This is a genomic window from Nocardioides sp. Kera G14 (assembly GCF_020715565.1).
Taxonomy (GTDB): Bacteria; Actinomycetota; Actinomycetes; order Propionibacteriales; family Nocardioidaceae; genus Nocardioides.
In genome coordinates this window covers 1490303-1514626 of sequence record NZ_CP085839.1, presented here as the reverse complement: position 1 = coordinate 1514626, position 24324 = coordinate 1490303, and the positions used below count along the sequence as shown (strand labels likewise).

The window sequence follows — 24324 nt, the reverse complement described above, 5'->3', positions numbered from 1 at the left end:
AAGGGTCCCCTAACCACTTCCCGATGCGGGAGGACATGGCGAAGATCCCTATATTGTCCGGGTGCCGGGCCCCGCAGTCGTCATCGAGTCGCTCCGGATGGCGTACGGCGACAAGCAGGCGGTCGACGGGCTCTCGCTCACTGTCGAGGCTGGCACCATCACCGCTGTGCTCGGCCCGAACGGTGCCGGCAAGACGACGACGCTCGAGACCTGCGAGGGCTACCGCAAGCCGCAGGGCGGCACCGTCCGTGTCCTCGGACTCGACCCCGTCGCGCAACGCCGCGACCTGCTCCCCCGGATCGGCGTGATGCTCCAGGGACAGGGCGCGTGGAGCGGTGTCAGCGCGATGGAGATGCTGCGCCACATCGCCCGGCTGCACGCCCACCCGCTGGACGTCCAGATGCTCTCGGACCGGCTCGGGCTGCATGAGTGCGGGCGGACGCCGTACCGACGACTCTCCGGCGGCCAGCAGCAGCGCCTCGGCCTGGCGATGGCGATCGTCGGCCGGCCCGAGCTCGTCTTCGTCGACGAGCCGACCGCAGGCATGGACCCGGGCGCCCGCCGCGCGACGTGGGAGCTGCTCCGCGAGCTCCGCACGGACGGCGTGACCGTCGTGCTCACGACGCACTACCTGGAGGAGGCCGAGCAGCTCGCCGACCAGGTCCACATCATCGACCACGGCCGCCTCGTCGCCTCGGGGACGCCCGAGGAGCTCACCCGTGGCTCCTCGGCCACCGTCCGTCTCGTCGTGGACCGGGAGCTCGCCAGCGTCGCTGAGCAGGACCTCCGCGACTCGGTCACCGCCTGGGGCCAGCGCCACGGCGTCGGCGTGGAGTCGATGACGTTCGGCTCCCGCACCCTGGAGGACGTCTTCCTCGAGCTCACGGGCCACGATCTTGCACAGGAGCACACGGCATGACCACCGCGACCTTCACCCCGCGTCCGGGTGGTGCCCCGCTGCTCCGCCAGATCCCCGCGCAGGCCTCGATGGAGGCGCGGCTGATGCTGCGCAACGGCGAGCAGCTCCTCATCGCTGTCGTCATCCCCGTGATCGTCCTGATCGGCGGAGTCCGCGGGGGTCAGCACCTCAACCTGCACGAGGATCACCCCCTCGTCGACATCTTCACCCCGGGTGTGCTCGCGCTGGCGATCATGTCGACCTCCTTCACCTCACTGGCCATCGCCACCGGCTTCGAGCGCCGGTACGGCGTCATCAAGCGTCTCGGCGCCTCTCCCCTACCGCGCTTCGGGCTCCTGGCCGGCAAGGTGCTCGCCCTGCTGGCGGTCGAGGTGCTGCAGCTCATCGTGATCGGCGGCGTGGGCCAGCTGCTCGGATGGACGCCGCGGCCCGGCGTACTCGGATTCCTGCTCGCCATCGTCCTCGGCACCGCCGCGTTCGCCTCACTCGGCCTCTTCGTCGCAGGCGTGCTCCGCGCCGAGGCCACCCTGGCCGCGGCCAACCTGATCTACCTGCTCCTGATGGCCGGCGGCGCCGTCGTGCTGCCCGCCCATGCGTATGGCGGCTTCGGCGACCTCACCCGCTTCCTGCCGTCGGGTGCCCTGGGCGAGGCGGTCCGTGACGCCTTCCTCGACAACACCGTCGCCTGGCGCGACCTCGGCGTGCTGCTCGTGTGGGCCGTGCTCGGGAGCGCCCTCACGGCAAGGACCTTCAAGTGGGAGTGATGTCGACCCTGAGGCGCGCGTACGTCGACTGGTGCCGCGCCCACGTCCCGGCCCTCGCGGTCGCGAACGTCATCGCCAACGTCCTGATCGTCGTCAGTGGTGGGATCGTGCGGCTCACCGGCTCCGGCCTTGGTTGCCCGACCTGGCCGGAGTGCCAGAGCGGGTCGCTGGTCCCCCACGGCGCGGTCGACCACCACAAGCTGATCGAATTCGGGAACCGGACGCTCACCTATGTGCTGGCGGCCGTTGCGATCTCGTGTCTGGTCTCCGTGTGGCACCGCGACGGCGTCGTCCGCCGGCTCGCGCTCATCATCGCCCTCGGCATCCCAGCCCAGGCCGTGCTGGGCGGCGTCACCGTCCTCACCGACCTCAACCCGTGGATCGTCGCCTGTCACCTCCTGCTGTCGATGGTCATGGTCGGCCTGTGCGTCTGGCTCCTCGACGACCTCACCGGTCCAGCCCATCCGGCCGCGAGCCGGGTCACCCGCGCGCTGTCGTGGGCCGTGGTCGTCGTCGGCGCCGTCGTCATCTGGCTCGGCACGGTCGTCACCGGCTCCGGTCCCCACGCCGGCGACCAGGACGCCAAGCGCAACGGCCTCGACCCGGCGGAGGTGTCCCACATCCACGGCTACTCGGTATGGCTGCTGGTGCTCCTGACGGTGGCACTCCTGGTCCTTGCCGCCCAGCGCCAGGAGGGATGGCTGGCGATCTTCACGGCCGTGCTCCTCGGCATCGAGCTCCTCCAGGGCGTCCTCGGCTACGTCCAGTACGCACTCGACGTCCCGATAGCCCTCGTCATGCTGCACATGCTGGGCGCCGGCCTGATCGCCGCGGGTCTCGCGCGCGTGGCGCTCACCACGCGCGACCACAGCCCCGTCTGAGCCCGCCTCACCAAAGGGTCACCGTGACCCTCTGCGGCGTGCGTGACCTTGCGAACGGTCACTCACAGCCCGAAAGGTCACGGTGACGTTTTGCGGACAAGCGCCGCGGGCCGAGCGTGCGAGGCTCAGCGCGAGATCAGCGGGTCGAGCGCGACGGCCACGAAGAGCAACGACAGGTAGAGGTTGCTGCTGTGGAAGAGCCGCATCGGCTTGATCAGACTCAGGTCCTCGGTGTTGCGGGCGCGGCGGGCAAGCTTGTGCGCCTCCACGAGGAAGACCGCGCCCAGCACCACGGCGACGATCGAGTAGAAGGCACCCGTGCCGGCCACAGGCCACAGCAGGAGTGACGTCGCCACCATCACCCACGAGTAGGCGACGATCTGGCGGGCGACGACCGCGGCAGGCTTCACGACGGGCAGCATCGGCACGTCGACGTTCGCGTAGTCCTCGCGGTAGCGCAGCGCCAGCGCCCAGGTGTGCGGCGGCGTCCAGAAGAAGACGACCGCGAAGAGCACGATCGGCTCCCAGCCGAGCTGGTCGGTCACGGCGGTCCAGCCGATGAGCGCCGGGAAGCAGCCGGCGATCCCGCCCCACACGATGTTCTGCGTGGTGCGTCGCTTCAGCAGCATCGTGTACACGAAGACGTAGAAGGCGTTCGCCGCGACGGACAGCACCGCCGAGAGCGGGTTGACCCAGAGCCAGAGCACCACCGTCGAGAGCACGGCGAGCACCGAGCCGAAGACGAGGGCGGAGACCGGCGTCACGATGTGACGCGGCAGCGCACGCCGACGCGTGCGGCGCATCTGCTCGTCGATGTCGCGGTCGTAGACACAGTTGAACACCGAGGCCGAACCGGCCGACAACGTGCCGCCGATGACGGTGGCGACGACGAGCCAGAGGCCGGGCACGCCGCGGGCCGCGAAGAACATCACGGGCACGGTGGTGAGCAGGAGGAGCTCGATCACGCGGGGCTTCGTCAGACCGACGTACGCCGCGACGACGTCCTTCCAGGTGGCGGACTCGACCTGCTCCGTCACGAGGGTGGTAGTCACGGGGTGAGTCTAGACCCGGGCATGGGTAGGCTCGGAAACGTGACTGACTCCCTCCCCGACCTTGAGTGGACCGACCTCGACAAGAAGGCCGTCGACACGAGCCGAGTTCTCGCGATGGACGCCGTGCAGAAGGTCGGCAACGGCCACCCCGGCACCGCGATGAGCCTCGCGCCGGCGGCGTACCTCCTCTTCCAGAAGGTGATGCGTCACGACCCCGCCGACCCCGACTGGATCGCACGCGACCGGTTCGTGCTCAGCGCGGGACACAGCTCCATCACGCTCTACACGCAGCTCTACCTCGGCGGCTTCGGCCTCGAGCTCGACGACCTGAAGAGCCTCCGCACCTGGGGTTCCAAGACCCCCGGCCACCCGGAGTACGGCCACACCGCGGGCGTCGAGGTCACGACCGGTCCGCTCGGACAGGGCATCTCCAACGCCGTCGGCATGGCCATGGCCGCCCGGCGCGAGAAGGGCCTGCTCGACCCCGACGCCGGTGACGGGCCCTCGCTCTTCGACCACCACGTCTACGTGATCGCCTCCGACGGTGACCTGGAGGAGGGCGTGAGCAGCGAGGCCTCCTCGATCGCCGGCACCCAGGAGCTCGGCAACCTCACGGTCATCTACGACGCGAACCGGATCTCCATCGAGGGCGACACTCACATCGCCTTCAACGAGGACGTCGCCAAGCGCTACGAGGCCTACGGCTGGCACGTGCAGACCGTCGACTGGACGGGCACCGACCACAACGACCTCAAGAACTACAAGGAGGACGTGCCGGCTCTCTACGAGGCGATCGGCGCGGCGCGTGCCGTGACCGACAAGCCGTCGATCATCGTGCTCAAGACCGTGATCGCGTGGCCGGCCCCCAACGCGCAGAACACCGAGGCCGCCCACGGCTCCGCCCTCGGCGCCGAGGAGGTCGCCGAGACCAAGCGGGTCCTCGGCTTCGACCCCGAGCAGGACTTCGAGGTGCCCGATGACGTCCTCGCCCACACCCGCTCGCTGCTCGAGCGCGGCAAGGCGTGGGGCGCCGAGTGGGACAAGCAGTACGAGGAGTGGGCCGCCGCCCACCCGGAGGGTGCCGCCACCCTCCACCGGATCAAGGAGCGCGCGCTGCCCGAGGGGCTCGAGGCGGCACTGCCGGTCTTCGAGGCGTCGGAGAAGGGCCTCGCGACCCGTGCGGCCTCCGGCCAGGTGATCAACGCGATCGCGGAGATCATGCCGGAGCTGTGGGGCGGCTCGGCCGATCTCGCCGGCTCCAACAACACGACGATCAAGGGCGCGAAGTCCTTCCTTCCGAAGGACCGCTCGGTCGAGGAGTGGGAGGGCGACCCCTACCAAGGTCGCGTCCTGCACTTCGGCATCCGTGAGCACGGCATGGGCGCCATCATCAACGGCATCGCCGTCCACGGAGGCACCCGCGTCTTCGGCGGCACGTTCCTGCAGTTCTCCGACTACATGCGCGGCGCCGTCCGCGTCGGGGCCCTGCAGAAGGCCCCCGCGATCTGGATCTGGACCCACGACTCCATCGGCCTCGGCGAGGACGGCCCGACCCACCAGCCGGTCGAGCACCTGTGGGCGCTGCGCGCCATCCCCGGCCTCGACATCGTCCGCCCCGCCGACGCCAACGAGACCGCCGCCGCCTGGCTCCAGGTGCTGAAGAACAGCGACCGCCCCGCCGGCCTGGTCCTCAGCCGCCAGAACCTGCCCACCTTCCCGCGCGGCGAGCAGGGCTTCGCGACCACCGAGAACGTCGGCAAGGGCGGTTACGTCCTGGTCGAGGCCGACGGCGGCCAGCCCGACGTCATCCTGATCGGCACCGGTTCGGAGGTGCAGCTCGCCGTCACGGCACGCGAGCAGCTCAAGTCCGACGGCATCAACGCCCGCGTGATCTCGATGCCCTCCATCGAGTGGTTCGAGCAGCAGACCCAGGCGTACCGCGACCAGGTCCTGCCGCCGACGGTCAAGGCGCGCGTGAGCGTCGAGGCCGGCGTACGGCTCGGGTGGCGGGAGTACGTCGGCGACGCGGGCCGCATGGTCAGCCTCGAGCACTACGGCGCCTCGGCCGACGCTGCGCGCATCTTCAAGGAGTTCGGCTTCACCCCCGACGCCGTCGCCCAGGCGGCCAAGGACAGCATCGCCGCCGTCATGCACTGACGCTCCGACCACCTACCCCTCGCTTCCCCGCGATATCAGGAGGAACCATGAACGACCGTCTCAAGGCACTGGCCGACGCCGGTGTCTCCATCTGGCTCGACGACCTCTCCCGTGAGCGCATCGACTCCGGCAACCTGAAGACGCTGATCGACGAGAACTCCGTCACGGGCGTCACGACGAACCCGTCGATCTTCCAGGCGGCGATCGGCGCCGGCGGCGCCTACAACGAGCTGATCAGCAAGCTCGCGGCCGACGGCCAGGGCGTCGACGAGGTCATCTTCGCCCTCACGACCGACGACGTCCGCGACGCCTGCGACATCTTCGCCCCCGTCGCGGCCGCGACCAAGGACGACGGCCGGGTCTCCATCGAGGTCGAGCCGACGCTGGCCAACGACACCGAGGCCACCATCGCCTCGGCCAAGGCCCTGTGGGCCGCTGTCGACCGTCCAAACGCACTGATCAAGATTCCCGGCACGGTCGAGGGCCTCCCGGCCATCACCGAGGTCATCGGTGCCGGCATCAGCGTCAACGTCACCCTGATCTTCTCCACCCCGCGCTATCGCGAGGTCATGGACGCCTACCTGGCCGGCCTGGAGAAGGCGAAGGAGGCGGGCATCGACCTGTCGACGATCCGCTCGGTCGCCTCGTTCTTCGTCTCCCGCGTCGACACGGAGATCGACGCACGCCTCGAGAAGATCGGCACCGACGAGGCGCTCGGCCTGCGTGGCAAGGCGGCCATCGCCAACGCCCGCCTGGCCTACGCGGCCTTCGAGGAGGTGCACGCCAGCCCGCGCTGGAAGGCGCTCGCCGACGCCGGTGCCAACGCTCAGCGTCCGCTCTGGGCCTCCACCGGCGTGAAGAACCCGGACTACCCCGACACCCTGTACGTCGCCGACCTGGTCGTCGCCGACACGGTCAACACCATGCCGGAGAAGACCCTGCTGGCCTTCGGCGACCACGGTGAGGTCAAGGGCGACCAGGTGAGCGGCAAGGGCGAGGAGGCGCAGGCCGTCTTCGACCAGCTCGCGGCCGTCGGTGTCGACCTCGACGACGTCTTCACCGTCCTCGAGACCGAGGGCGTCGACAAGTTCAAGGCGTCCTGGACCGACCTGCAGAAGACGGTCGCCGACGCGCTCGCCCAGGCCTGAGCATGGCCGACGCCGCGAAGACACCGATCGACGCCACCTCCACCGCCGCCTGGAAGCAGCTGAGCTCGCTCGCCGAGACGTTCCAGCCGGACCTGCGCGGCTGGTTCGCCGCCGACTCCACGCGTACGGAGCGGCTGACCTTCGATGCGGCCGACCTCCACGTCGACCTCTCCAAGGGTCTCGTCACCGACGAGGTGCTCAACGCACTGCTCGATCTCGCCGACGAGACCGGTGTGGCGGCCCGGCGCGACGCGATGTTCGCCGGTGAGCACATCAACGTCACCGAGGACCGGGCCGTGCTCCACACGGCGTTGCGCCAGCCGAAGGGCGCGTCCGTGTCGGTCGACGGCAAGGACGTCGTACCGGACGTGCACGAGGTCCTGGACCGGGTCTACGCCTTCGCCGACAAGGTCCGCTCGGGTGAGTGGACCGGCGTCACGGGCAAGCGGATCCACACGGTGGTCAACATCGGGATCGGCGGCTCCGACCTCGGCCCCGTGATGGCGTACGAGGCGCTCGCGCCCTACCGTGCTCTGCCGGACGGCAGCGGCGAGCTCGAGTGCCGGTTCATCTCCAACATCGACCCCACCGACGCGGCGCTCAAGCTCCAAGGGCTCGACCCCGAGACGACGCTCTTCATCGTCTCGTCCAAGACCTTCGGCACGCTCGAGACCCTCACGAACGCCCGACTCTGCAAGGCGTGGCTCCTCGATCAGCTGGGTGAGGGTGTGGACGAGAAGGCCGCGATCGAGAAGCACTTCGTCGCCGTCTCGACCGCGCTCGACAAGGTGGCTGCGTTCGGGATCGACCCGGCCAACGCCTTCGGCTTCTGGGACTGGGTCGGCGGTCGCTACTCGGTGGACTCGGCCATCGGCACCTCGCTCGCTGTGGCCATCGGCCCCGAGGCGTTCGCGGACTTCCTCGCCGGCTTCCATGCCCTCGACGAGCACTTCCGCACCGCGGACCTCGCCGACAACGTGCCGGTCCTGATGGGCCTGCTCAACGTCTGGTACTCCAACTTCCTGGGCAGTGAGACGCATGCGGTCCTGCCGTACGCGCAGCTGTTGCACCGGTTCCCGGCGTACCTCCAGCAGCTGACCATGGAGTCCAACGGCAAGGGCGTCCGCTGGGACGGTTCCCCCGTCACGACCTCCACGGGCGAGGTGTTCTGGGGCGAGCCCGGCACCAACGGACAGCACGCGTTCTACCAGCTGATCCACCAGGGCACGCGGCTGATTCCTGCCGACTTCATCGCCTTCGCCAACCCGCCGTACGCGCTCAAGGACGGCGACGTGGACGTGCACGAGCTCTTTCTCGCGAACTTCTTCGCCCAGACGCGCGCACTGGCGTTCGGCAAGACCGCGGACGAGGTGCGGGTCGAGGGCACGGCCGAGGCGATCGTGCCGGCCCGTGTCTTCACCGGCAACCGACCGACCACGTCGATCATGGCGCCGGCACTGACGCCGTCGGTCCTCGGCCAGCTGATCGCCCTGTATGAGCACCTGACCTTCGTGCAGGGCGTCATCTGGGGCATCGACAGCTTCGACCAGTGGGGCGTCGAGCTCGGCAAGCAGTTGGCCCTCCAGGTCGCCCCCGCCGTCGGCGGTGACGAGGAGGCGGCCGCCACGCAGGACAGCTCGACGCAGGCCCTCATCCGCTACTACCGGGAGAAGCGCGCATGACGACCCAGTCCGACGCGCGGGTCGAGGTCCACGAGGACGCGGCCGAGCTCTCGGCGGCCATCGCCGGTGAGCTGCTCAGCCGGATCGCCGACCTCCAGGCCGCCGGCGACGTTCCACAGATCTGCCTGACCGGTGGCACCATCGCCGAGGCGATCCACCGTGACGTCGCGCGCCTCGCCGACGACTCCGGCGTGGACTGGGGCGCCGTCGACTTCTGGTTCGGCGACGAGCGGTACGTCGATCCCGACTCCCCCGACCGCAACGTGGGTCAGGCCAAGGCTGCGTTCCTCGACGAACTCGGTGTCCCGGCCCACCGGATCCACGAGATGGCCTCGACGTCGGCAGCCGGCTCGGTCGACGAGGGAGCCGAGGCCTACGCCGCCGAGGTTCCCGAGCGCTTCGACGTGATGATGCTCGGCGTCGGTCCCGACGGTCACATCGCCTCGCTCTTCCCGGGCTTCGCCCAGCTCGACGTCGAGGACACGCTCGCGGTTGGCGTCACCGGCTCGCCCAAGCCGCCTCCCCACCGGATCTCGCTCACCTACCCCGCGCTGCGACGCGGCGCGTCGGTGTGGTTCCTGGTCTCCGGCGAGGGCAAGGCCGGCGCGGTGGCGAGCGCCCTCGGCGGCGCGGACCTCCACGAGACACCCGCGGCCGGCGTGACCGGACGTGACGAGACGATCTGGTTCCTCGACCGGGCGGCCGCCTCACAACTCTGAACCCAGCGCTCACTCTGCGGGCCACCGTTCCTCCACAGGGCGGCGGCCCGCAGCCGTTTCCCACCGTCGTACTCCGACCCCGTCGCCTCCACACCGACGCGCGCTGAGGATCTGGCGCATGACCCGCCTGCGCCTCCTCGCCCTGCTCGCCGTCGTCGCTCTCGCCGCGATCTGTCTCGACCCTGTCCGTGCTGCCACCCTCGGCCACGGTCGCGCGCCGTCGAAGGGCTTCTCGGGCTACGTCTCCCGTGACGGCGCCGAGCTCGGCGTCGGCCGCCTGCCCAACGGCGTCCGAGGGATCTGCCTCGACACCGGCACCTCGTGGACGTGGCCCGACAAGGTGCCCGCGTCCCATCTCGTCAACGACCCCGTCGTCGGTTACCTGACCTCGACCTACCTTCCTCGCGCAGCCAAGGACCCTGTGCTGGCAGCGGCACTCTGGTGGGCCGTCGGCGAGAGGCTCAACAGCCACCCGCTCAAGGTCAGTGGTCATGTGGCGCTCATGCGGAACGAGACGCCGAAGCTCGCCCACCGCATCGTGGCGGCGCACGCCACGCTGGTGAACGCGGCACTCAGATGGGCGCCTACGGTCGCAGGGTATGCCGCCATGAAGCTGGCGCTCACGCGCGGCGATGTCTCCGGGATCGGCGTACGCTCTGCCACCGGCCACTGGGTGCCCGGCCTGCCCGTCGTCGTCACCGTGCAGGGCGCCCAGTTCGCCAACGGCGGCACGACGTGGCGTGGCACGACGGATGAGTCACCGCTGCGGCTCCCACTGAGCCCTGACGGTGCCGAACCCGTGAGCGTCGCCGTTCACGTCAGCCGGCTGCCGGCGGCCCGGTTCCGACTTTACGACCCCATGAGGGACCACCGCCAGCGCGTCGCCGCCTCGGCCGGACCGGGGACGATGGCAGCTTCTGCTGAGCTCGCCTTCGTACCGGCACAGCCTCGCCTCGCCACGACCATCAACACCCGGCAGGCCACCGAAGGCGCCACCCTCGTCGACCGCGTCGCCGTCTCCGGCCTCTCCGACGTCCCGGGCTCCGGCCCGGTGACCGGGGAATGGCAGCTCGTGGGTCCGACTCGCCCCGATCGCAACGCGACCTGTCGCGGAGCCGCCTGGGCAGGCGCTCCCTTGGCCGGTCACGGCACCTTCACCGTGACCCGGAGCGGCACCGTAGCGGTCGGCGCGACGCGCATCCAACGCGGCGGCTGCTACACCTACCGCGAACGCCTGATCCCGACGGCGTACAACCTCGGCGTGCCATGGACACCGCTCGGCATCGTCGCTGAGACCGCGGTCGTCGGCCCCGCCCAGCCGCGCGTGCCCGGGCATCCCCTCGTGAACTCCGGTGGCGAGTCCGACGGCACCCCGGAGACCTCAGACCGCCGTACGCCGGCCCGTATCCGCCTCGGCGCCGTCGGACTCAACACGACGCTCTCCGGCGTCACGTTCCACGGCAGCACGATCACTCCGCCCCACGCCATCAGCACCGGAGGCATCTGGCGTGAGGGCGCTCCGGTCGACGCCCTTGTCGGCACCACCGTCGTGGTCGGCCACGTCTCGGACAACCACGACCGCCCCGGCGCCTTCAAGCGCCTGCAGAAGGCGAAGCGCGGTCAGGTCATCGAACTCACGTCGCCCGCCGGCGTCCGCACGGCGTGGAGGATCACCAACATCAAGGCGGTGGACCGGGCCCGGCTACCGCGCTCGATCTTCGGCCAGGGCGTGCAGCGCCGGCTCGTCCTGGTCACGTGCACCGACAAAGTCACATACGCCAACGGCGGGTTCCATTACCGCAAGAACCTCATCGTCACCGCCGAGCCGGCGTGAGGATCAGAAGACGATGTCTCCGGACTTGCGGCGGCTGCGGAGGAGCTGGACGGCCTCGTCGAGGATGTCCGCGGCCTCAGCGTCCGAGCGACGCTCCTTCACGTACGCGAGGTGCGTCTTGTACGGCTCGATCTTCGGAGCCGGCGGCGCGTTCTCGATGTCGAGACCGGCCGGGAGACCGCACTTGGGGCAGTCCCACGACTCGGGCGTCGTGGCCTCGACCGCGAAGGTCACGACCGAGCGGTGCTCGTTGGTGCAGAAGTAGGTGACCGCCTTGCGAGGAGCCGCGTCGCCGCGCTCCGCCTCGCCCATCGGACCTGCGCCGACCCGGCTACCCCGGATCGCGCTACCGCCGCCGGCCATCAGTAGGCCTTCAGGAGGCCGAGGGCGATGACGCAGGCGAACCAGATCGCGCCAATGCCGATGGTGAGACGGTCGAGGTTGCGCTCGGCCACCGAGGAACCGCCCAGGCCACTGGACACGCCGCCGCCGAACATGTCGGACATGCCGCCGCCACGGCCCTTGTGGAGCAGGACCAACAGGATCATCAGCACACTGCTGAGGACGAGGACGATGGTGAAGAGGGTTTCGAGCACGATCAGGAATCCTACGTCACGATTCGCCGGTCAGATGACAGGCATGGCGTAGTAACGGCAGATCGCCGCGAACTCGTCCGCCTGCAGGCTCGCTCCGCCGACGAGCGCACCGTCGACGTCGGGCTGCGCCATGATCGAGGCCACGTTGTTGGCCTTGACCGAACCGCCGTAGAGGACCCGGACACCGTCGGCCGCCGAGTCGCCGAACGACTCGCGCACCTGGTCGCGGATCGCCTTCGCGACCTCCTGGGCGTCCTCAGGCGTGGCCACCTCGCCGGTGCCGATCGCCCACACGGGCTCGTAGGCGATGACGAGGCCGGCGACCTGCTCCGCGGTCAGGCCGGCGAGCGCGCCCTGGGTCTGGGCGGTGCAGTGTGGCACCTGCTCACCACCCTGGCGCACGTCGAGGGACTCCCCGACACAGACGATGGGCGTCATCCCGGCCGCCAGCGCGGCCTTTGCCTTGGCGTTGACGAGCTCGTCGGTCTCGGCGTGGTACTCGCGCCGCTCGGAGTGGCCGACGACGACGTACGAGCAGTTGAGCTTCGCCAGCATGCCGGCGGAGATCTCACCGGTGTAGGCGCCGGACTCGTGCACCGAGACGTCCTGGGCGCCGTACCTGATCGCGAGCCGGTCGCCGTCGACGAGTGTCTGCACCGAGCGCAGGTCCGTGAACGGCGGTACCACGACCACCTCGGCCTGGCTGTAGTCGTGCTTCTTGTCCGCGAGCGTCCAGGCGAGCTTCTGGACCAGCACCACGGCCTCGGCGTGGTTGAGGTTCATCTTCCAGTTCCCCGCCATCAGCGGGGTGCGCGTGGTTCCCATGGGTCAGCTCTCCAGCGCCGTGATGCCGGGGAGTTCCTTGCCCTCGAGGTACTCGAGGGAGGCACCACCGCCGGTGGAGATGTGACCGAACTGGTCGTCGCTGAAGCCGAGCGCGCGTACGGCGGCTGCGGAGTCGCCGCCGCCGACGACCGACAGTCCGTCGACCTTCGTCAGGGCCTCCGCGACCGCGCGTGTGCCCTCGGCGAAGGCGGGCTGCTCGAAGACACCCATCGGGCCGTTCCAGAAGACCGTCTTGGCGCCGGCGATCGCGGCGGCGAAGGCCTTGCCGGACTCCGGGCCGATGTCCAGGCCGAGCGACTCGGCCGGGATGGCGTCAGCCGCCACCACACGCGCCGACGCCTCGTCACCGAAGGAGTCGGCGACGACGATGTCGGTCGGCAGCACGATCTCGACACCCGAGGCCTTGGCCCGCTCGAGGTACTCGAGCACGGTCGGGATCTGGTCCTCCTCGAGGAGGCTCTTGCCGACCTCGTGGCCCTGCGCCTTGAGGAAGGTGAAGAGCATCCCACCGCCGATGAGCAGGGTGTCGGCCTTCTCCAGGAGGTTGTCGATCACGCCCAGCTTGTCCGACACCTTCGAACCGCCCAGCACGACGGCGTACGGCCGCTCGGGGGTGTCGGTGAGGCGACGGAGCACGTCGATCTCCGCAGCGACCAGCCCGCCCATGGCGTGCGGCAGGCGCAGCGCGATGTCATAGACCGAGGCCTGCTTGCGGTGGACGACACCGAAGCCGTCGGACACGAACGCGTCACCGAGCGAGGCAAGCTCGTCGGCGAAGGCGCCGCGCACGGCGTCGTCCTTCGACGTCTCGCCCGCGTTGAAGCGCACGTTCTCGAGCAACGCCACCTGGCCGTCGGACAGGCCGGCGACCGTCTCCTGGGCTGACGAACCGACCGTGTCGGACGCGAAGGCGACCGGCGAGCCGAGCAGCTCGCCCAGACGCGCCGCCACCGGCGCCAGGGAGTACGACGGGTCCGGCGCGCCGTCGGGACGGCCGAGGTGCGCCATGACGACGACCCGGGCTCCGGCGTCCGCGAGAGCCTTGATCGTCGGGACGGAGGCGCGGATACGCCCGTCGTCGCCGATGACTCCCTCCTTCAGAGGGACGTTGAGGTCCGACCGGACCAGGACACGCTTGCCGGCGACCTCGCCGAGGCCGCTGTAGTCACCCACGGATCAGAGAGTCTTTCCGATGTAGTCGATCAGGTCCGCGAGGCGGTTGGAGTAGCCCCACTCGTTGTCGTACCACGACGCGACCTTGACCTGGTTGCCGATCACCTTCGTCAGCGGGGCGTCGAAGATCGACGAGGCCGGGTTGGTGACGATGTCGGAGGAGACGATCGGGTCGGTCGAGTAGACGAGGTACTTGCCGTCGGCGGCCTTCTTGACGATCTCGTTGATCTCGTCGACCGACGTCTCGCGGGAGGCCTCGAAGGAGAGGTCTGTCAGCGAGCCGGTCGGCGTCGGCACGCGGAGCGCGTAGCCGTCGAGCTTGCCCTTGAGCTCAGGCAGGACGAGACCGATCGCCTTGGCCGCACCGGTGGACGTGGGGACGATGTTGAGCGCGGCGGCGCGGGCGCGGCGCAGGTCCTTGTGGATGTTGTCCTGGAGGTTCTGGTCGGCGGTGTAGGCGTGGACCGTCGTCATCAGGCCCTTGTTGATGCCGATGCCCTCGTGCAGCGCCTTCGCGAGCGGGGCGAGGCAGTTGGTCGTGCAGGACGCGTTGGAGATGACGGTGTGCGACGACGGGTCGTAGATGCCCTCGTTGACGCCCATCACGATGGTGGCGTCCTCGTTGGAGGCCGGCGCGGAGATGATGACCTTCTTCGCTCCGCCGTTGTCGACGTGCGCCCGGGCCTTCGTCGCGTCGGTGAAGAAGCCGGTGGACTCGACGACGACGTCGACGCCGGCGTCGCCCCACGGCAGCTTGGCGGGATCGCGCTCGGCGAACGCCGTGATCACCTGGTCGCCGACCTTGATCTCGTCACCCGTGGCCGTGACGTCGGCATCGAGGGCGCCGAGGATCGTGTCGTACTTGAGCAGGTGGGCCAGCACCGCGTTGTCGGAGAGGTCGTTGACGGCAACGATCTCGATGTCGAGGCCGGACTGGCGAACGGCCCGGAAGAAGTTGCGGCCGATACGGCCGAATCCGTTGATTCCTACGCGAACGGTCATGCGGCCGACCCTAGCGCAGGGGCACAGCCCTAGTCGTCGGCGAGCATGTCGGGGGTGAGGGAGGCCTCGGTGTCGGGGATGCCGAGGTCCTCGGCCCGCTTGTCGGCCATCGCGAGCAGGCGCCGGATGCGCCCGGCGATCGCGTCCTTGGTCAGCGCGGGGTCGTGCAGCTGGCCGAGCTCCTCGAGGGAGGCCTGCTTGTGCTCCAGGCGCAGCGAGCCGGCCTGGCGGAGGTGGTCGGGGATCTCCTCGCCGAGGATCTCCAGGGCCCGCTCGACGCGGGCACCGGCGGCGACCGCGGCACGGGCCGAGCGGCGCAGGTTGGCGTCGTCGAAGTTGGCCAGCCGGTTGGCGGTCGCGCGGACCTCGCGGCGCATCCGCCGCTCCTCCCAGGCCATCAGGGACTCGTGGGCCCCCAGCCGGGTGAGCAGCTCGCCGATGGCGTCACCGTCGCGGATGACGACCCGGTCGACGCCGCGGACCTCGCGCGCCTTGGCCTGGATACCGAGTCTGCGGGCGACGCCGACCAGGGCGAGCGCGGCCTCGGAGCCGGGGCAGGTCACCTCGAGCGAGGAGGATCGGCCGGGCTCGGTCAGCGACCCGTGGGCGAGGAAGGCTCCACGCCATGCGGCCTCGGAGTCGCAGACGCCTCCGGAGACGACGGCAGGGGGCAGTCCACGGACGGGACGGTTGCGCTGGTCGAGCAGGCCGGTCTGGCGGGCGAAGGCCTCGCCGTCGCGCGTCACACGCACGATGTAGCGGCTGCCCTTGCGCAGGCCGTTGGCCTGGACGACGGTCACCTCGGCCTGGTGGCCGAAGACGTCGGCGATGTTGGCCTTGAGGCGTCGCGCCGCCGCGCCGGTGTCGACCTCGGCCTCCACGACGATGCGTCCGTTGACGATGTGCAGACCGCCTGCGAAACGCAGGATCGAGGCGACTTCGGCCTTGCGGCAACAGGTCTTGGTGACCGGGGTGGCGGCAAGTTCCGCCTTCACCTGTGCCGTCATCGCCATGGCGCAGATCCTCCCATGGGAGTCAACAACCCTCGAAAAGCTGAGGCCAGTTTGACCGGGTCATGACGGGGCGTTCCGTCCCCGACCGAGACATCGGTGAGGATCAGTGTGGCGCCGGCGGCCTCGACCGCTTCGGTCAGCTCCGGCAGGGCGTCGCCGACCGACGTGGTGTCGGCCAGGACGGTGTCCACGTTGAGCTGTGGCGCGTGCTGGAGCAGCACCGCGAGGTGGTCGGCCGGCCCGAAGCCGGGCGTCTCCCCCGCCTGCTCCTCCAGGTTGAGTACGACGACGACCCGGGCCGACGTCGACACGAGGGCGTCATGGAGGGCAGGCACGAGGAGATGCGGGATGACGGAGGTGAACCACGAGCCGGGCCCGAGCACCACCCAGTCGGCGTCGTGGATCGCGGCGACCGTCTCCGCCGAGGTCGGAGGGTCGCTCGGGTCGAGCGCGATCGAGTCGATCACCCCGTCGGTGGTCGCGACCTCGACCTGCCCACGGACCGAGGTCAGTCGATCGGGATCGGACGGCTCGAGACCGCGGACCTCAGCGGTGATGTCCATCGGGGTGAGCGCCATCGGCAGCACCCGGCCCTTCGCGCCCAACAGTCGGCCGACCCAGTCCAACGCGGCGACGTGGTCTCCGAGGAGCTCCCACAGCCCGACGATCAGCAGGTTGCCGAGGTTGTGGCCGTTCATCTCGCCCTCGCCCGCGAAGCGGTGCTGCATCACGCGCGCCCAGGTCTCGCCCCACTCGTCGGAGCCGCAGAGGGCCGCCAGCGCCATCCGGAGGTCGCCCGGCGGCAGCACGTCGAACTCGCGGCGCAGCCGACCCGAGGAGCCGCCGTTGTCCGCGACGGTGACGACGGCGGTGAGCGAGTCGACCGTCACGTCGTCGACCAGGAGCCGCAGCGCCGAGAGGGTCGCGTGCAGGCCGTGGCCGCCGCCGAAGGCGACGACCGCCTGGGCGCGGTCGTCGATGTCCAGGACGTCGATCGGCCCGGTCATTCGCGCCCCAGGTCACGGTGGATGGCACGCGCGTCGAGCCCCCGGGCGCGCAGGCGGCGTGCGATCTCCTCGGACATGGCGACCGAGCGGTGCTTGCCGCCGGTGCACCCGATCGCCACGCGCATGAAGCGTTTGCCCTCACGGAGGTAGCCGTCGGCGACGCCGGCGAGCACGGGCACGTAGCCGTCGAGGAACTCCCGGGCGCCCGGAGCGGAGTAGACGTAGTCGGCGACCTCGGGGTTGTCCCGGCCGTTGCCGGCCTTGAGCTCGGGCACCCAGTGCGGGTTGGGCAGGAAGCGCATGTCGGCGACGTAGTCCGCGTCGACCGGGAGGCCGTACTTGAAGCCGAAGCTCACCACCGAGACGTTGAGCTTCGTCGTGTCCGGCGTGCCGAACATCGCGGCCATCCGGGCCGTCAACTGGTGGACGTTGAGCGCAGAGGTGTCGATCACGAGATCGGCCATCGCCCGCAGGTCACCGAGCACCTTCCGCTCCCGCACGAGGGCGTCGAGCAGGCGGTCCTGCCCCTGGAGGGGGTGCGGGCGCCGGGCGGCCTCCTGTCGACGTACGAGCACCTCGTCGGTGGCGTCGAGGAAGACGAGCGTCGTGCGGCGGCCGAGGAGGCCGCGGCCGAGCTCCTCGCGGAGCTCCTCGAAGAAGGCGCCCGAACGCACGTCGATCACGACGGCCACGCGTTGGCTCGTTCCGCGGCTCTCGTCGACCAGGGTGAGGACCTGGGGCAGCAGCGAGGGTGGCAGGTTGTCGACGACGAAGTAGCCGAGGTCCTCGAGCTCCTTCGCGGCGGTGCTCCGGCCGGCGCCCGTCATGCCGGTGACGACGACGAGCTCGCCGGCGTCCTTACCCCCGGCCGCGTCACTCTCCGTCATTCGATGATCTCCCCCGTCGTCGTGTTGACCGCCACCCCGGCCTCGTCGAGATCGACGGCCCGCTTGATCGCCGCCGCCGTCACCGGTCCGATGCCCGGCACCGCCGCGATCTCCTCCATCGTGGCCGACCGGAGCTTCTTGAGCGAGCCGAAATGCTTCATCAGTGTGCGACGTCGCACCTCGCCCATGCCGGCGACGTTGTCGAGGATCGACTCGACCATCGACTTCGAGCGCCGGTTGCGGTGGTGCGTGATCGCGAAGCGGTGGGCCTCGTCGCGCAGCCGCTGCAACAGGTAGAGCCCCTCCGACGTGCGCGGAAGGATCACGGGGTCCTCGTCACCGGGGACCCAGACCTCCTCCAGCCGCTTGGCCAGTCCACATACAGGGATGTCGTCGATGCCGAGCTCCTCGAGTGCCCGTACGGCGGCGGCCACCTGGGGCGCGCCACCGTCGACGACCACGAGGCCGGGCGAGTAGGCGAACTTGCCGGGCCGCCCTGTCTCGGGATCGATCTCCGTGGCGTTCGCCTGGTCGTCCAGGAGCCGGCGGAAGCGCCGGGTGATGACCTCGTGCATCGCCCGGACGTCGTCGGAGCCGTCCTGGCCCTTGATGATGAAGCGGCGGTACTCCGACTTCCGGGCCAGGCCGTCCTCGAAGACCACCATCGAGGCGACGATCTCGGTGCCCTGCAGGTGGGAGATGTCGAAGCACTCCATCCGCAGCGGCGCCTCGGGAAGGTCCAGCGCCTCCTCGATCTCCTCGAGCGCCTTGGAGCGGGTGGTCAGGTCGGAGGCGCGGCGGGTCTTGTGCAATGCGAGCGTCTGGCCGGCGTTGCGCGCGACCGTCTCCATCAGGACCCGCTTGTCGCCGCGCTGCGGGACCCGGATCCCGACGCGTGCTCCCCGGATCTCCGAGAGCAGCTCCTCCAGGGCCTCGAGGTCGGGCGGCAGCGTGGGCACGAGGATCTCGCGCGGGATGGACTCGCGGTCGTCGGGGTCGGTGCCGGCGTACAACTGGAGGACGAAGTCCTCGACCAGCTTGTCGGTCTCGCCCTCGTCGGCCCGGTCGGCGACCCAGCCGCGCTGGCCGCGGATGCGGCCGCCGCGGACGTGGAAGATCTGCACGGCGACCTCGAGCGGGTCCTCGGCCAGCGCAATCACGTCGGCGTCGGCACCGTCGCCGAGGACGACCGCCTGCTTCTCCAGCGCCCGGTCGATGGCGGCGAGGTCGTCGCGCAGGCGGGCGGCCCGCTCGAACTCGAGCTCGTCGCTGGCGTGCAGCATCTCCCGCTGCAGGCGCCGCTGGATGTGGGTGGTGCGACCGGCGACGAAGTCGCAGAAGTCGTCCACGATCGCACGGTGGTCCTCGGGCGAGATGTTGCCGACACAGGGTGCGGCGCACTTGTCGATGTAGCCGAGCAGGCAGGGACGCCCGACCTGCTGGCTCCGCTTGAAGACACCGTTGCTGCAGGAACGCATCGGGAAGACACGGAGCAGTGCGTCGACGGTCTCCCGGATGGCCCACGCGTGGGAGTACGGGCCGAAGTACTTCGTGCCCTTCCGCTTCGCGCCGCGGCCGACCATGACGCGCGGGAACTCGTCGGAGACCGTGACGGCGAGCCAGGGGTAGGACTTGTCGTCGCGGAACATCACGTTGAACCGCGGGTCGAACTCCTTGATCCAGGTCCACTCGAGCTGGAGCGCCTCGACCTCGGTGTTGACCACCGTCCACTCGACGCTGGCGGCCGTCGTCACCATGGTCGCGGTGCGCGGGTGCAGGTTGGCGAGGTCCTGGAAGTAGTTCGAGAGCCGGGCGCGGAGGTTCTTGGCCTTGCCGACGTAGATCACGCGGCCCTTGGGATCCCGGAACCGGTAGACCCCCGCACTCGTCGGGATCTCCCCCGCCTTGGGTCGATACGTCCGGGGGTCACTCACAGGTAAACATTAGGCCGCGGGTCCGACGCTTCCTTAGTCGCGTGAGTTAGTTTACTTACATGCGTATGCCCGACGTGTACGGCCTGTGCCTGACCACCTCCGCGTCCGCAGCCGCCGCCTACAACGCCGGACTGCGTGAGGTGCTGCGCCTGCGCACCGGAGCGACCCGTCACTTCGCCGAGGCCATCGCCTACGACCCGACCTTCGCCCTGGGCCACGCGGCCCTTGCCCTGCTGGGTCAGGAGCTCGGTGCGTCGGTCGACCTGCACGCCCGGATGGCGGCCGCGACCCTGCACGCGGCCCGCGGCACCGAGCGGGAGCAGAGCCACGTCGCGGCCGTGGCCGCGCACCTCCGCGGCGACTCGCAGCCGCTGTTGCGCCATCTCGAGGCCCACCCGCGTGATGCCCTCCTGCTCTCCGCGGCCGTCCCGACGATCGCCTTCACCGGCGCCACCGAAGTACCCCAGGAGGCGTGGTCCCTCGTGGAGCGATGTCGGCCGGCGTACGGCGACGACTGGTGGTTCCGCGGCCTGCTGGCGTTCATCCGCACCGAGCAACTGCGCTTCGACGAGGCGATGGACCTGGCCACGGCGTCCCTCGACCTCGAGCCGAGCGCCGGGCACTCCGCCCACGCCCGGGCGCACGCGCACTACGAGACCGGCGACCACGAGGCCGGACTCGCCTGGATGGACGCCTGGGTCGTCGGGGACGGCGCGACCGCGGAGTCCCTGACCCACTTCGCCTGGCACGCCGCGCTCCACGAGCTCACCCTCGGTGACCTTGATGCCGTGCGCCGCCGCTTCGAGACGCAACTGGACCCCCGGCATGCCATCGGCTGCCGGGCCCTCGTCGACTCCGGCTCGCTCCTCTTCCGCTGGGCCCTGACCCCGGGGGCGACCGACGTGCCGTCGATGGACGAGGTCATCGCGGCCACCAGCACCACGACCCTGACGCGGCCGACCACGCCGTTCCTCGCGATGCACACCCTCGTCGCCCACCTGGCCATGGGCGACGTATCCGCGCTCCAGGAGGTCGGTGCCGCTGCCCGGCGCCAGCGGCACGCCACCCAGCGTGAGGTCATCGCGCCGATGGCCGACGCCTTCGCGCTGATGGCGTCGGGCCGCGCGTCGGAGGCGGCCGATTCCCTGTGCCGGCTGCAGCCCCACGTCTGGCGGGTCGGCGGCTCCGACGCCCAGCGCGAGATCGTCGAGGAGGCCCGGATCGCTGCGCTGCTCCGCGCCGACCGGTGGGACGAGGCGCGCGAGGTGCTCGACCGGCGCCTGGACCGACGTCGCTCGCCGCGCGACTCCGCCTGGCGTCAGCAGGCTCAGGCGAGGTAGATCTCGCCGTCCGTCACCGTCAGCGCGACCGGCGAGAGCGGCGCAGGCGCGGGGCCGCCCTCGACCGAGCCGTCGGTGATCGAGTACTTGCTGAAATGGCAGGTGCAGACGATCTGGTCGTCATCGACCTTGGACACGAGGCACTGCTGGTGCGTGCAGGTCGCGTCGAAGCCCTTGAACTCCCCCGCCGTCGGCTGGGTGACGACGACACGCTCGTCCTTGAAGATCTTCCCGCTGCCGACCTCGATGTCGCTCGCGGCGGCGAGCGGCGGGACGGCGGGACGACCCGAAGTGCTGGCCGAGGGAGCCTCCGTCGAGGACGTCGCCGTCGACGGGGCGGCCGAGGTGGCCGGCGCGGTGGGGGTGTCCGAGGCGGAGTCGTCGGAGGTGCCGCACGCGGCAAGGAGAGGAACAGCGATACCCGCGCCGACGGCGCCGCGACGTGTGAGTCCGGTCATGGCGCCATGATCGCCGCTCAACCCAAGAGTGGCTTGAGAAAGCGACCCGTGTGGCTGTCGGGATGCGCGGCGATGTCCTCGGGCGTGCCCTCGGCGACGACCACGCCACCGCGGTTGCCGCCCTCCGGACCCATGTCGATGATCCAGTCGGCGGTCTTGATCACGTCGAGGTTGTGCTCGATGACGAGCACCGTGTTGCCCTTGTCGACGAGGCTCCCGAGGACACCGAGGAGCTTGCGGATGTCCTCGAAGTGCAGGCCCGTCGTGGGCTCGTCGAGCACGTAGATCGTCCGGCCGGTCGAGCGCTTCTGCAGCTCGCTGGAGAGCTTGACGCGCTGGGCCTCACCGCCACTGAGCGTGGTCGCGGGCTGGCCGAGGCGGACGTAGCCGAGGCCGACCTCGACGAGCGTCTTGAGGTGGCGGGCGATCGCGGGCACGGCGGCGAAGAAGTCGACCGCCTCCTCGATCGGCATGTCGAGCACCTCGCCGATGTTCTTGCCCTTGTAGTGCACCTCGAGCGTCTCGCGGTTGTAGCGCATGCCGTGGCAGACCTCGCACGGCACGTAGACGTCGGGCAGGAAGTTCATCTCGATCTTGATCGTGCCGTCGCCGGCGCAGGCCTCGCAGCGACCGCCCTTGACGTTGAAGGAGAAACGGCCCTGTTGGTAACCCCGCACCTTCGCCTCCGGCGTGGAGGCGAAGAGCTTGCGGACGTGGTCGAAGACGCCCGTGTACGTCGCCGGGTTGGAGCGCGGCGTACGCCCGATCGGACTCTGGTCGACGTGGATGACCTTGTCGATGTGCTCCAGGCCGGTGATGGTCCTGTGCCGGCCCGGGATGGTGCGGGCGCCGTAGAGCTGCTTGGCCAGCGAGGTGTAGAGGATGTCGTTGACCAGCGTGGACTTGCCCGAGCCGGAGACGCCCGTGACCGCGAGGAAGACTCCGAGCGGGAAGCTGACGTCGATGTTGCGGAGGTTGTTCTCCTTGGCCCCGAGGACCTTCAGCTCCTTGCCCTTGGTCAGGGGTCGGCGTACCTCGGGGAGGGCGATCTGGCGCTTTCCGGAGAGGTACTGGCCGGTCATCGACTTCTTGTTCTTGTACAGCGCCGGCACCGTCCCGGAGTGCACGACGTGGCCGCCGTGCTCTCCGGCACCGGGGCCGATGTCGACGACCCAGTCGGCGACCCGGATGGTGTCCTCGTCGTGCTCGACGACGATCAGCGTGTTGCCGAGCTCCTTGAGCCGGACGAGGGTCTCGATCAGGCGGGCGTTGTCGCGCTGGTGCAGGCCGATGCTCGGCTCGTCCAGCACGTAGAGGACGCCGACGAGACCGGCGCCGATCTGCGTTGCGAGCCGGATGCGCTGGGCCTCACCGCCACTCAGGGAGCCGGAGGGACGGTCGAGCGAGAGGTAGTCGAGGCCGACGTCGAGCAGGAACTGCAACCGCTCCTGGATCTCCTTGAGCACCCGTTCGGCGATCTGCTTCTCGCGCTCGTTGAGCTCGACCCTGTTGAGCCAGGCACTTGCCTCGTTGATCGGCAGCGCACAGATCTCGGCGATGTTCAGGCCACCGTGGCCGCCGTCCGCGTCCTTCTCACCGAGCGTGACGGCCATCGAGACCGGCTTGAGCCGGCTCCCGCCACACGCCGGACACGGGACCTCGCGCATGAAGCCCTCGAAGCGCTCGCGACTGGTGTCGGACTCGGCCTCACGGTGGCGGCGCTCGACGTAGCCGCGGACGCCCTCGAACTCGGCGTCGTACGCGCGGCGGCGGCCGTAGCGGTTGACGGTGACGACGTGGACCTTGCGCGAGTGCCCGTCGAGGATCACCTTCTGGGCGGCCTTGGGCAGCTTCTCCCACGGGGTGTCGATGTCGAAGCCGAGCTCGTCACCGAGCGCACCGAGGAGGCGCAGGAAGTAGTCGGAGATGTGCGCGTGGCTCCACGGCTGGATCGCGCCCTCGGCCAGGCTCGCCTCGGGGTTGGGAATGACCAGCTCGGGGTCGACCTCCATCCGGGTGCCGAGGCCGTGGCACTCCGGGCAGGCGCCGAACGGGCTGTTGAAGGAGAACGAGCGCGGCTCGAGGTCGTCGGTGTCGATCGGGTGGTCGTTCGGGCACGACATCTTCTCGGAGAACTTCATCTCCGAGCCGTCGTCGACGAAGTCGATGAGGACGAGGCCGCCGGTGAGGACGAGGGCGGTCTCGACGGAGTCGGTCAGCCGCTGCTTGCTGGACGCCTTCACCTGGAGGCGGTCGATGACGACCTCGACGGTGTGCTTCTGCTGCTTGTTGAGATTGGGGGGCTCCGCGAGCTGGATCGTCTCCCCGTCGACGCGGGCGCGGCTGTAGCCCTGCGCCTGCAGTTGGGCGAAGAGGTCGACGAACTCGCCCTTGCGGCCACGGACGACGGGCGCGAGCACCTGGAAGCGCTTGCCCTCCTCCAGGGTGAGGATGCGGTCGACGATCTGCTGCGGCGTCTGCCGCTCGATCGGCGCACCACACGTCGGGCAGTGCGCGCGACCCGCGCGCGCGAAGAGCAGGCGGAGGTAGTCGTAGACCTCGGTGATCGTGCCGACGGTCGACCGCGGGTTCTTCGAGGTCGACTTCTGGTCGATGGAGACCGCCGGCGAGAGGCCCTCGATGAAGTCGACGTCCGGCTTGTCCATCTGCCCGAGGAACTGCCGGGCGTACGCCGACAGCGACTCGACATAGCGGCGCTGGCCCTCGGCGAAGATCGTGTCGAACGCGAGACTGGACTTGCCCGAGCCGGAGAGGCCGGTGAAGACGATCAGCGCGTCGCGCGGCAGGTCGAGCGAGACATCCTTGAGGTTGTGCTCACGGGCACCTCGGATGACGATCTGGTCTGCCACATTTCCTCCGTTCGAACAGATGTTCGTCACCCTATCATCGGG

Annotated in this window: 21 protein-coding genes; 9 read left to right on the top strand and 12 right to left on the bottom strand. The window is 69.9% G+C overall.

Features of this window, described 5'->3' with window-relative positions; translation table 11 throughout:
• Window positions 1-97: 97 nt before the first annotated feature.
• The 3 genes from LH076_RS07460 to LH076_RS07450 are packed head-to-tail and all read left to right on the top strand — an operon-like array spanning window position 98 to window position 2564.
• The gene (locus tag LH076_RS07460) at window positions 98-919 is read left to right on the top strand and encodes an ABC transporter ATP-binding protein (protein WP_321573740.1); all 822 of its coding nucleotides are present in this window, start codon (window positions 98-100) and stop codon (window positions 917-919) included.
• Complete coding sequence (locus LH076_RS07455; protein WP_227783353.1) at window positions 916-1683, top strand: ABC transporter permease; 768 nt, start codon at window positions 916-918, stop codon at window positions 1681-1683. Before LH076_RS07460 ends, LH076_RS07455 begins: the two co-directional genes overlap by 4 nt.
• The gene (locus LH076_RS07450) at window positions 1683-2564 is read left to right on the top strand and encodes a COX15/CtaA family protein (protein WP_227783352.1); all 882 of its coding nucleotides are present in this window, start codon (window positions 1683-1685) and stop codon (window positions 2562-2564) included. Before LH076_RS07455 ends, LH076_RS07450 begins: the two co-directional genes overlap by 1 nt.
• 125 nt (window positions 2565-2689) lie before the next feature.
• Here LH076_RS07450 and LH076_RS07445 read toward each other — a convergent pair whose 3' ends face one another.
• A complete protein-coding gene (locus LH076_RS07445) occupies window positions 2690-3616 on the bottom strand; it encodes a heme o synthase (protein ID WP_227783351.1) in 927 nt (308 codons plus the stop codon).
• 114 nt (window positions 3617-3730) lie between these two features.
• Between LH076_RS07445 and tkt the strand changes: the two genes are divergently transcribed.
• The 5 genes from tkt (at window position 3731) to LH076_RS07420 (ending at window position 11156) form a co-directional block, all read left to right on the top strand.
• A complete protein-coding gene (tkt, locus tag LH076_RS07440; RefSeq protein WP_415753329.1) occupies window positions 3731-5773 on the top strand; it encodes a transketolase in 2043 nt (680 codons plus the stop codon).
• 47 nt (window positions 5774-5820) lie between these two features.
• The gene (tal, locus tag LH076_RS07435; protein WP_227783349.1) at window positions 5821-6921 is read left to right on the top strand and encodes a transaldolase; all 1101 of its coding nucleotides are present in this window, start codon (window positions 5821-5823) and stop codon (window positions 6919-6921) included.
• 2 nt (window positions 6922-6923) lie between these two features.
• Window positions 6924-8603, top strand: coding sequence for a glucose-6-phosphate isomerase (pgi, locus tag LH076_RS07430; RefSeq protein ID WP_227783348.1), 1680 nt, complete (start codon window positions 6924-6926; stop codon window positions 8601-8603).
• Window positions 8600-9322 (top strand): 6-phosphogluconolactonase, encoded by a 723-nt coding sequence (gene pgl, locus LH076_RS07425; RefSeq protein ID WP_227783347.1) that lies wholly within the window; start codon window positions 8600-8602, stop codon window positions 9320-9322. The genes pgi and pgl overlap by 4 nt, the downstream gene beginning before the upstream one ends.
• Window positions 9323-9440: 118 nt before the next feature.
• Window positions 9441-11156: a class F sortase gene (locus tag LH076_RS07420; RefSeq protein WP_227783346.1), complete on the top strand. Its 1716-nt coding sequence runs from the start codon at window positions 9441-9443 to the stop codon at window positions 11154-11156.
• Window positions 11157-11159: 3 nt separating this feature from the next.
• Here the strand turns inward: LH076_RS07420 and LH076_RS07415 are convergent, their stop codons facing one another.
• The 9 genes from LH076_RS07415 to uvrC are packed head-to-tail and all read right to left on the bottom strand — an operon-like array spanning window position 11160 to window position 19614.
• Window positions 11160-11519, bottom strand: a complete 360-nt coding sequence (locus tag LH076_RS07415; protein WP_227783345.1) for an RNA polymerase-binding protein RbpA — start codon at window positions 11517-11519, stop codon at window positions 11160-11162.
• Window positions 11519-11752, bottom strand: coding sequence for a preprotein translocase subunit SecG (gene secG, locus LH076_RS07410; RefSeq protein ID WP_227783344.1), 234 nt, complete (start codon window positions 11750-11752; stop codon window positions 11519-11521). The genes LH076_RS07415 and secG overlap by 1 nt, the downstream gene beginning before the upstream one ends.
• A 30-nt stretch (window positions 11753-11782) precedes the next feature.
• Entirely contained in the window at window positions 11783-12577 is a 795-nt protein-coding gene (gene tpiA / locus LH076_RS07405; RefSeq protein WP_227783343.1) for a triose-phosphate isomerase, read from the bottom strand.
• 3 nt (window positions 12578-12580) lie between these two features.
• The gene (locus LH076_RS07400; RefSeq protein WP_227783342.1) at window positions 12581-13771 is read right to left on the bottom strand and encodes a phosphoglycerate kinase; all 1191 of its coding nucleotides are present in this window, start codon (window positions 13769-13771) and stop codon (window positions 12581-12583) included.
• Between the two features lie 3 nt (window positions 13772-13774).
• Entirely contained in the window at window positions 13775-14773 is a 999-nt protein-coding gene (gene gap / locus LH076_RS07395; protein ID WP_227783341.1) for a type I glyceraldehyde-3-phosphate dehydrogenase, read from the bottom strand.
• A gap of 29 nt (window positions 14774-14802) precedes the next feature.
• Window positions 14803-15786: a DNA-binding protein WhiA gene (gene whiA, locus LH076_RS07390; RefSeq protein ID WP_227783340.1), complete on the bottom strand. Its 984-nt coding sequence runs from the start codon at window positions 15784-15786 to the stop codon at window positions 14803-14805.
• Complete coding sequence (locus LH076_RS07385) at window positions 15777-16793, bottom strand: gluconeogenesis factor YvcK family protein (RefSeq protein ID WP_227783339.1); 1017 nt, start codon at window positions 16791-16793, stop codon at window positions 15777-15779. The genes whiA and LH076_RS07385 overlap by 10 nt, the downstream gene beginning before the upstream one ends.
• Window positions 16790-17680 carry an RNase adapter RapZ gene (rapZ, locus tag LH076_RS07380; RefSeq protein WP_227783338.1) on the bottom strand — a complete coding sequence of 297 codons (891 nt, stop codon included), beginning with the start codon at window positions 17678-17680 and terminating at the stop codon, window positions 16790-16792. Before rapZ ends, LH076_RS07385 begins: the two co-directional genes overlap by 4 nt.
• Window positions 17677-19614, bottom strand: a complete 1938-nt coding sequence (uvrC, locus tag LH076_RS07375) for an excinuclease ABC subunit UvrC (protein ID WP_227783337.1) — start codon at window positions 19612-19614, stop codon at window positions 17677-17679. The genes rapZ and uvrC overlap by 4 nt, the downstream gene beginning before the upstream one ends.
• 59 nt (window positions 19615-19673) lie before the next feature.
• On the opposite strand from uvrC, the gene LH076_RS07370 reads away from it, so the two are divergent.
• A complete protein-coding gene (locus LH076_RS07370; RefSeq protein WP_227783336.1) occupies window positions 19674-20954 on the top strand; it encodes a pyridine nucleotide-disulfide oxidoreductase in 1281 nt (426 codons plus the stop codon).
• Here the strand turns inward: LH076_RS07370 and LH076_RS07365 are convergent.
• Window positions 20942-21412 carry a Rieske (2Fe-2S) protein gene (locus tag LH076_RS07365; RefSeq protein ID WP_227783335.1) on the bottom strand — a complete coding sequence of 157 codons (471 nt, stop codon included), beginning with the start codon at window positions 21410-21412 and terminating at the stop codon, window positions 20942-20944. The genes LH076_RS07370 and LH076_RS07365 overlap by 13 nt on opposite strands.
• A gap of 17 nt (window positions 21413-21429) precedes the next feature.
• Window positions 21430-24282, bottom strand: a complete 2853-nt coding sequence (gene uvrA / locus LH076_RS07360; protein ID WP_227783334.1) for an excinuclease ABC subunit UvrA — start codon at window positions 24280-24282, stop codon at window positions 21430-21432.
• Between the last annotated feature and the right edge of the window lie 42 nt (window positions 24283-24324).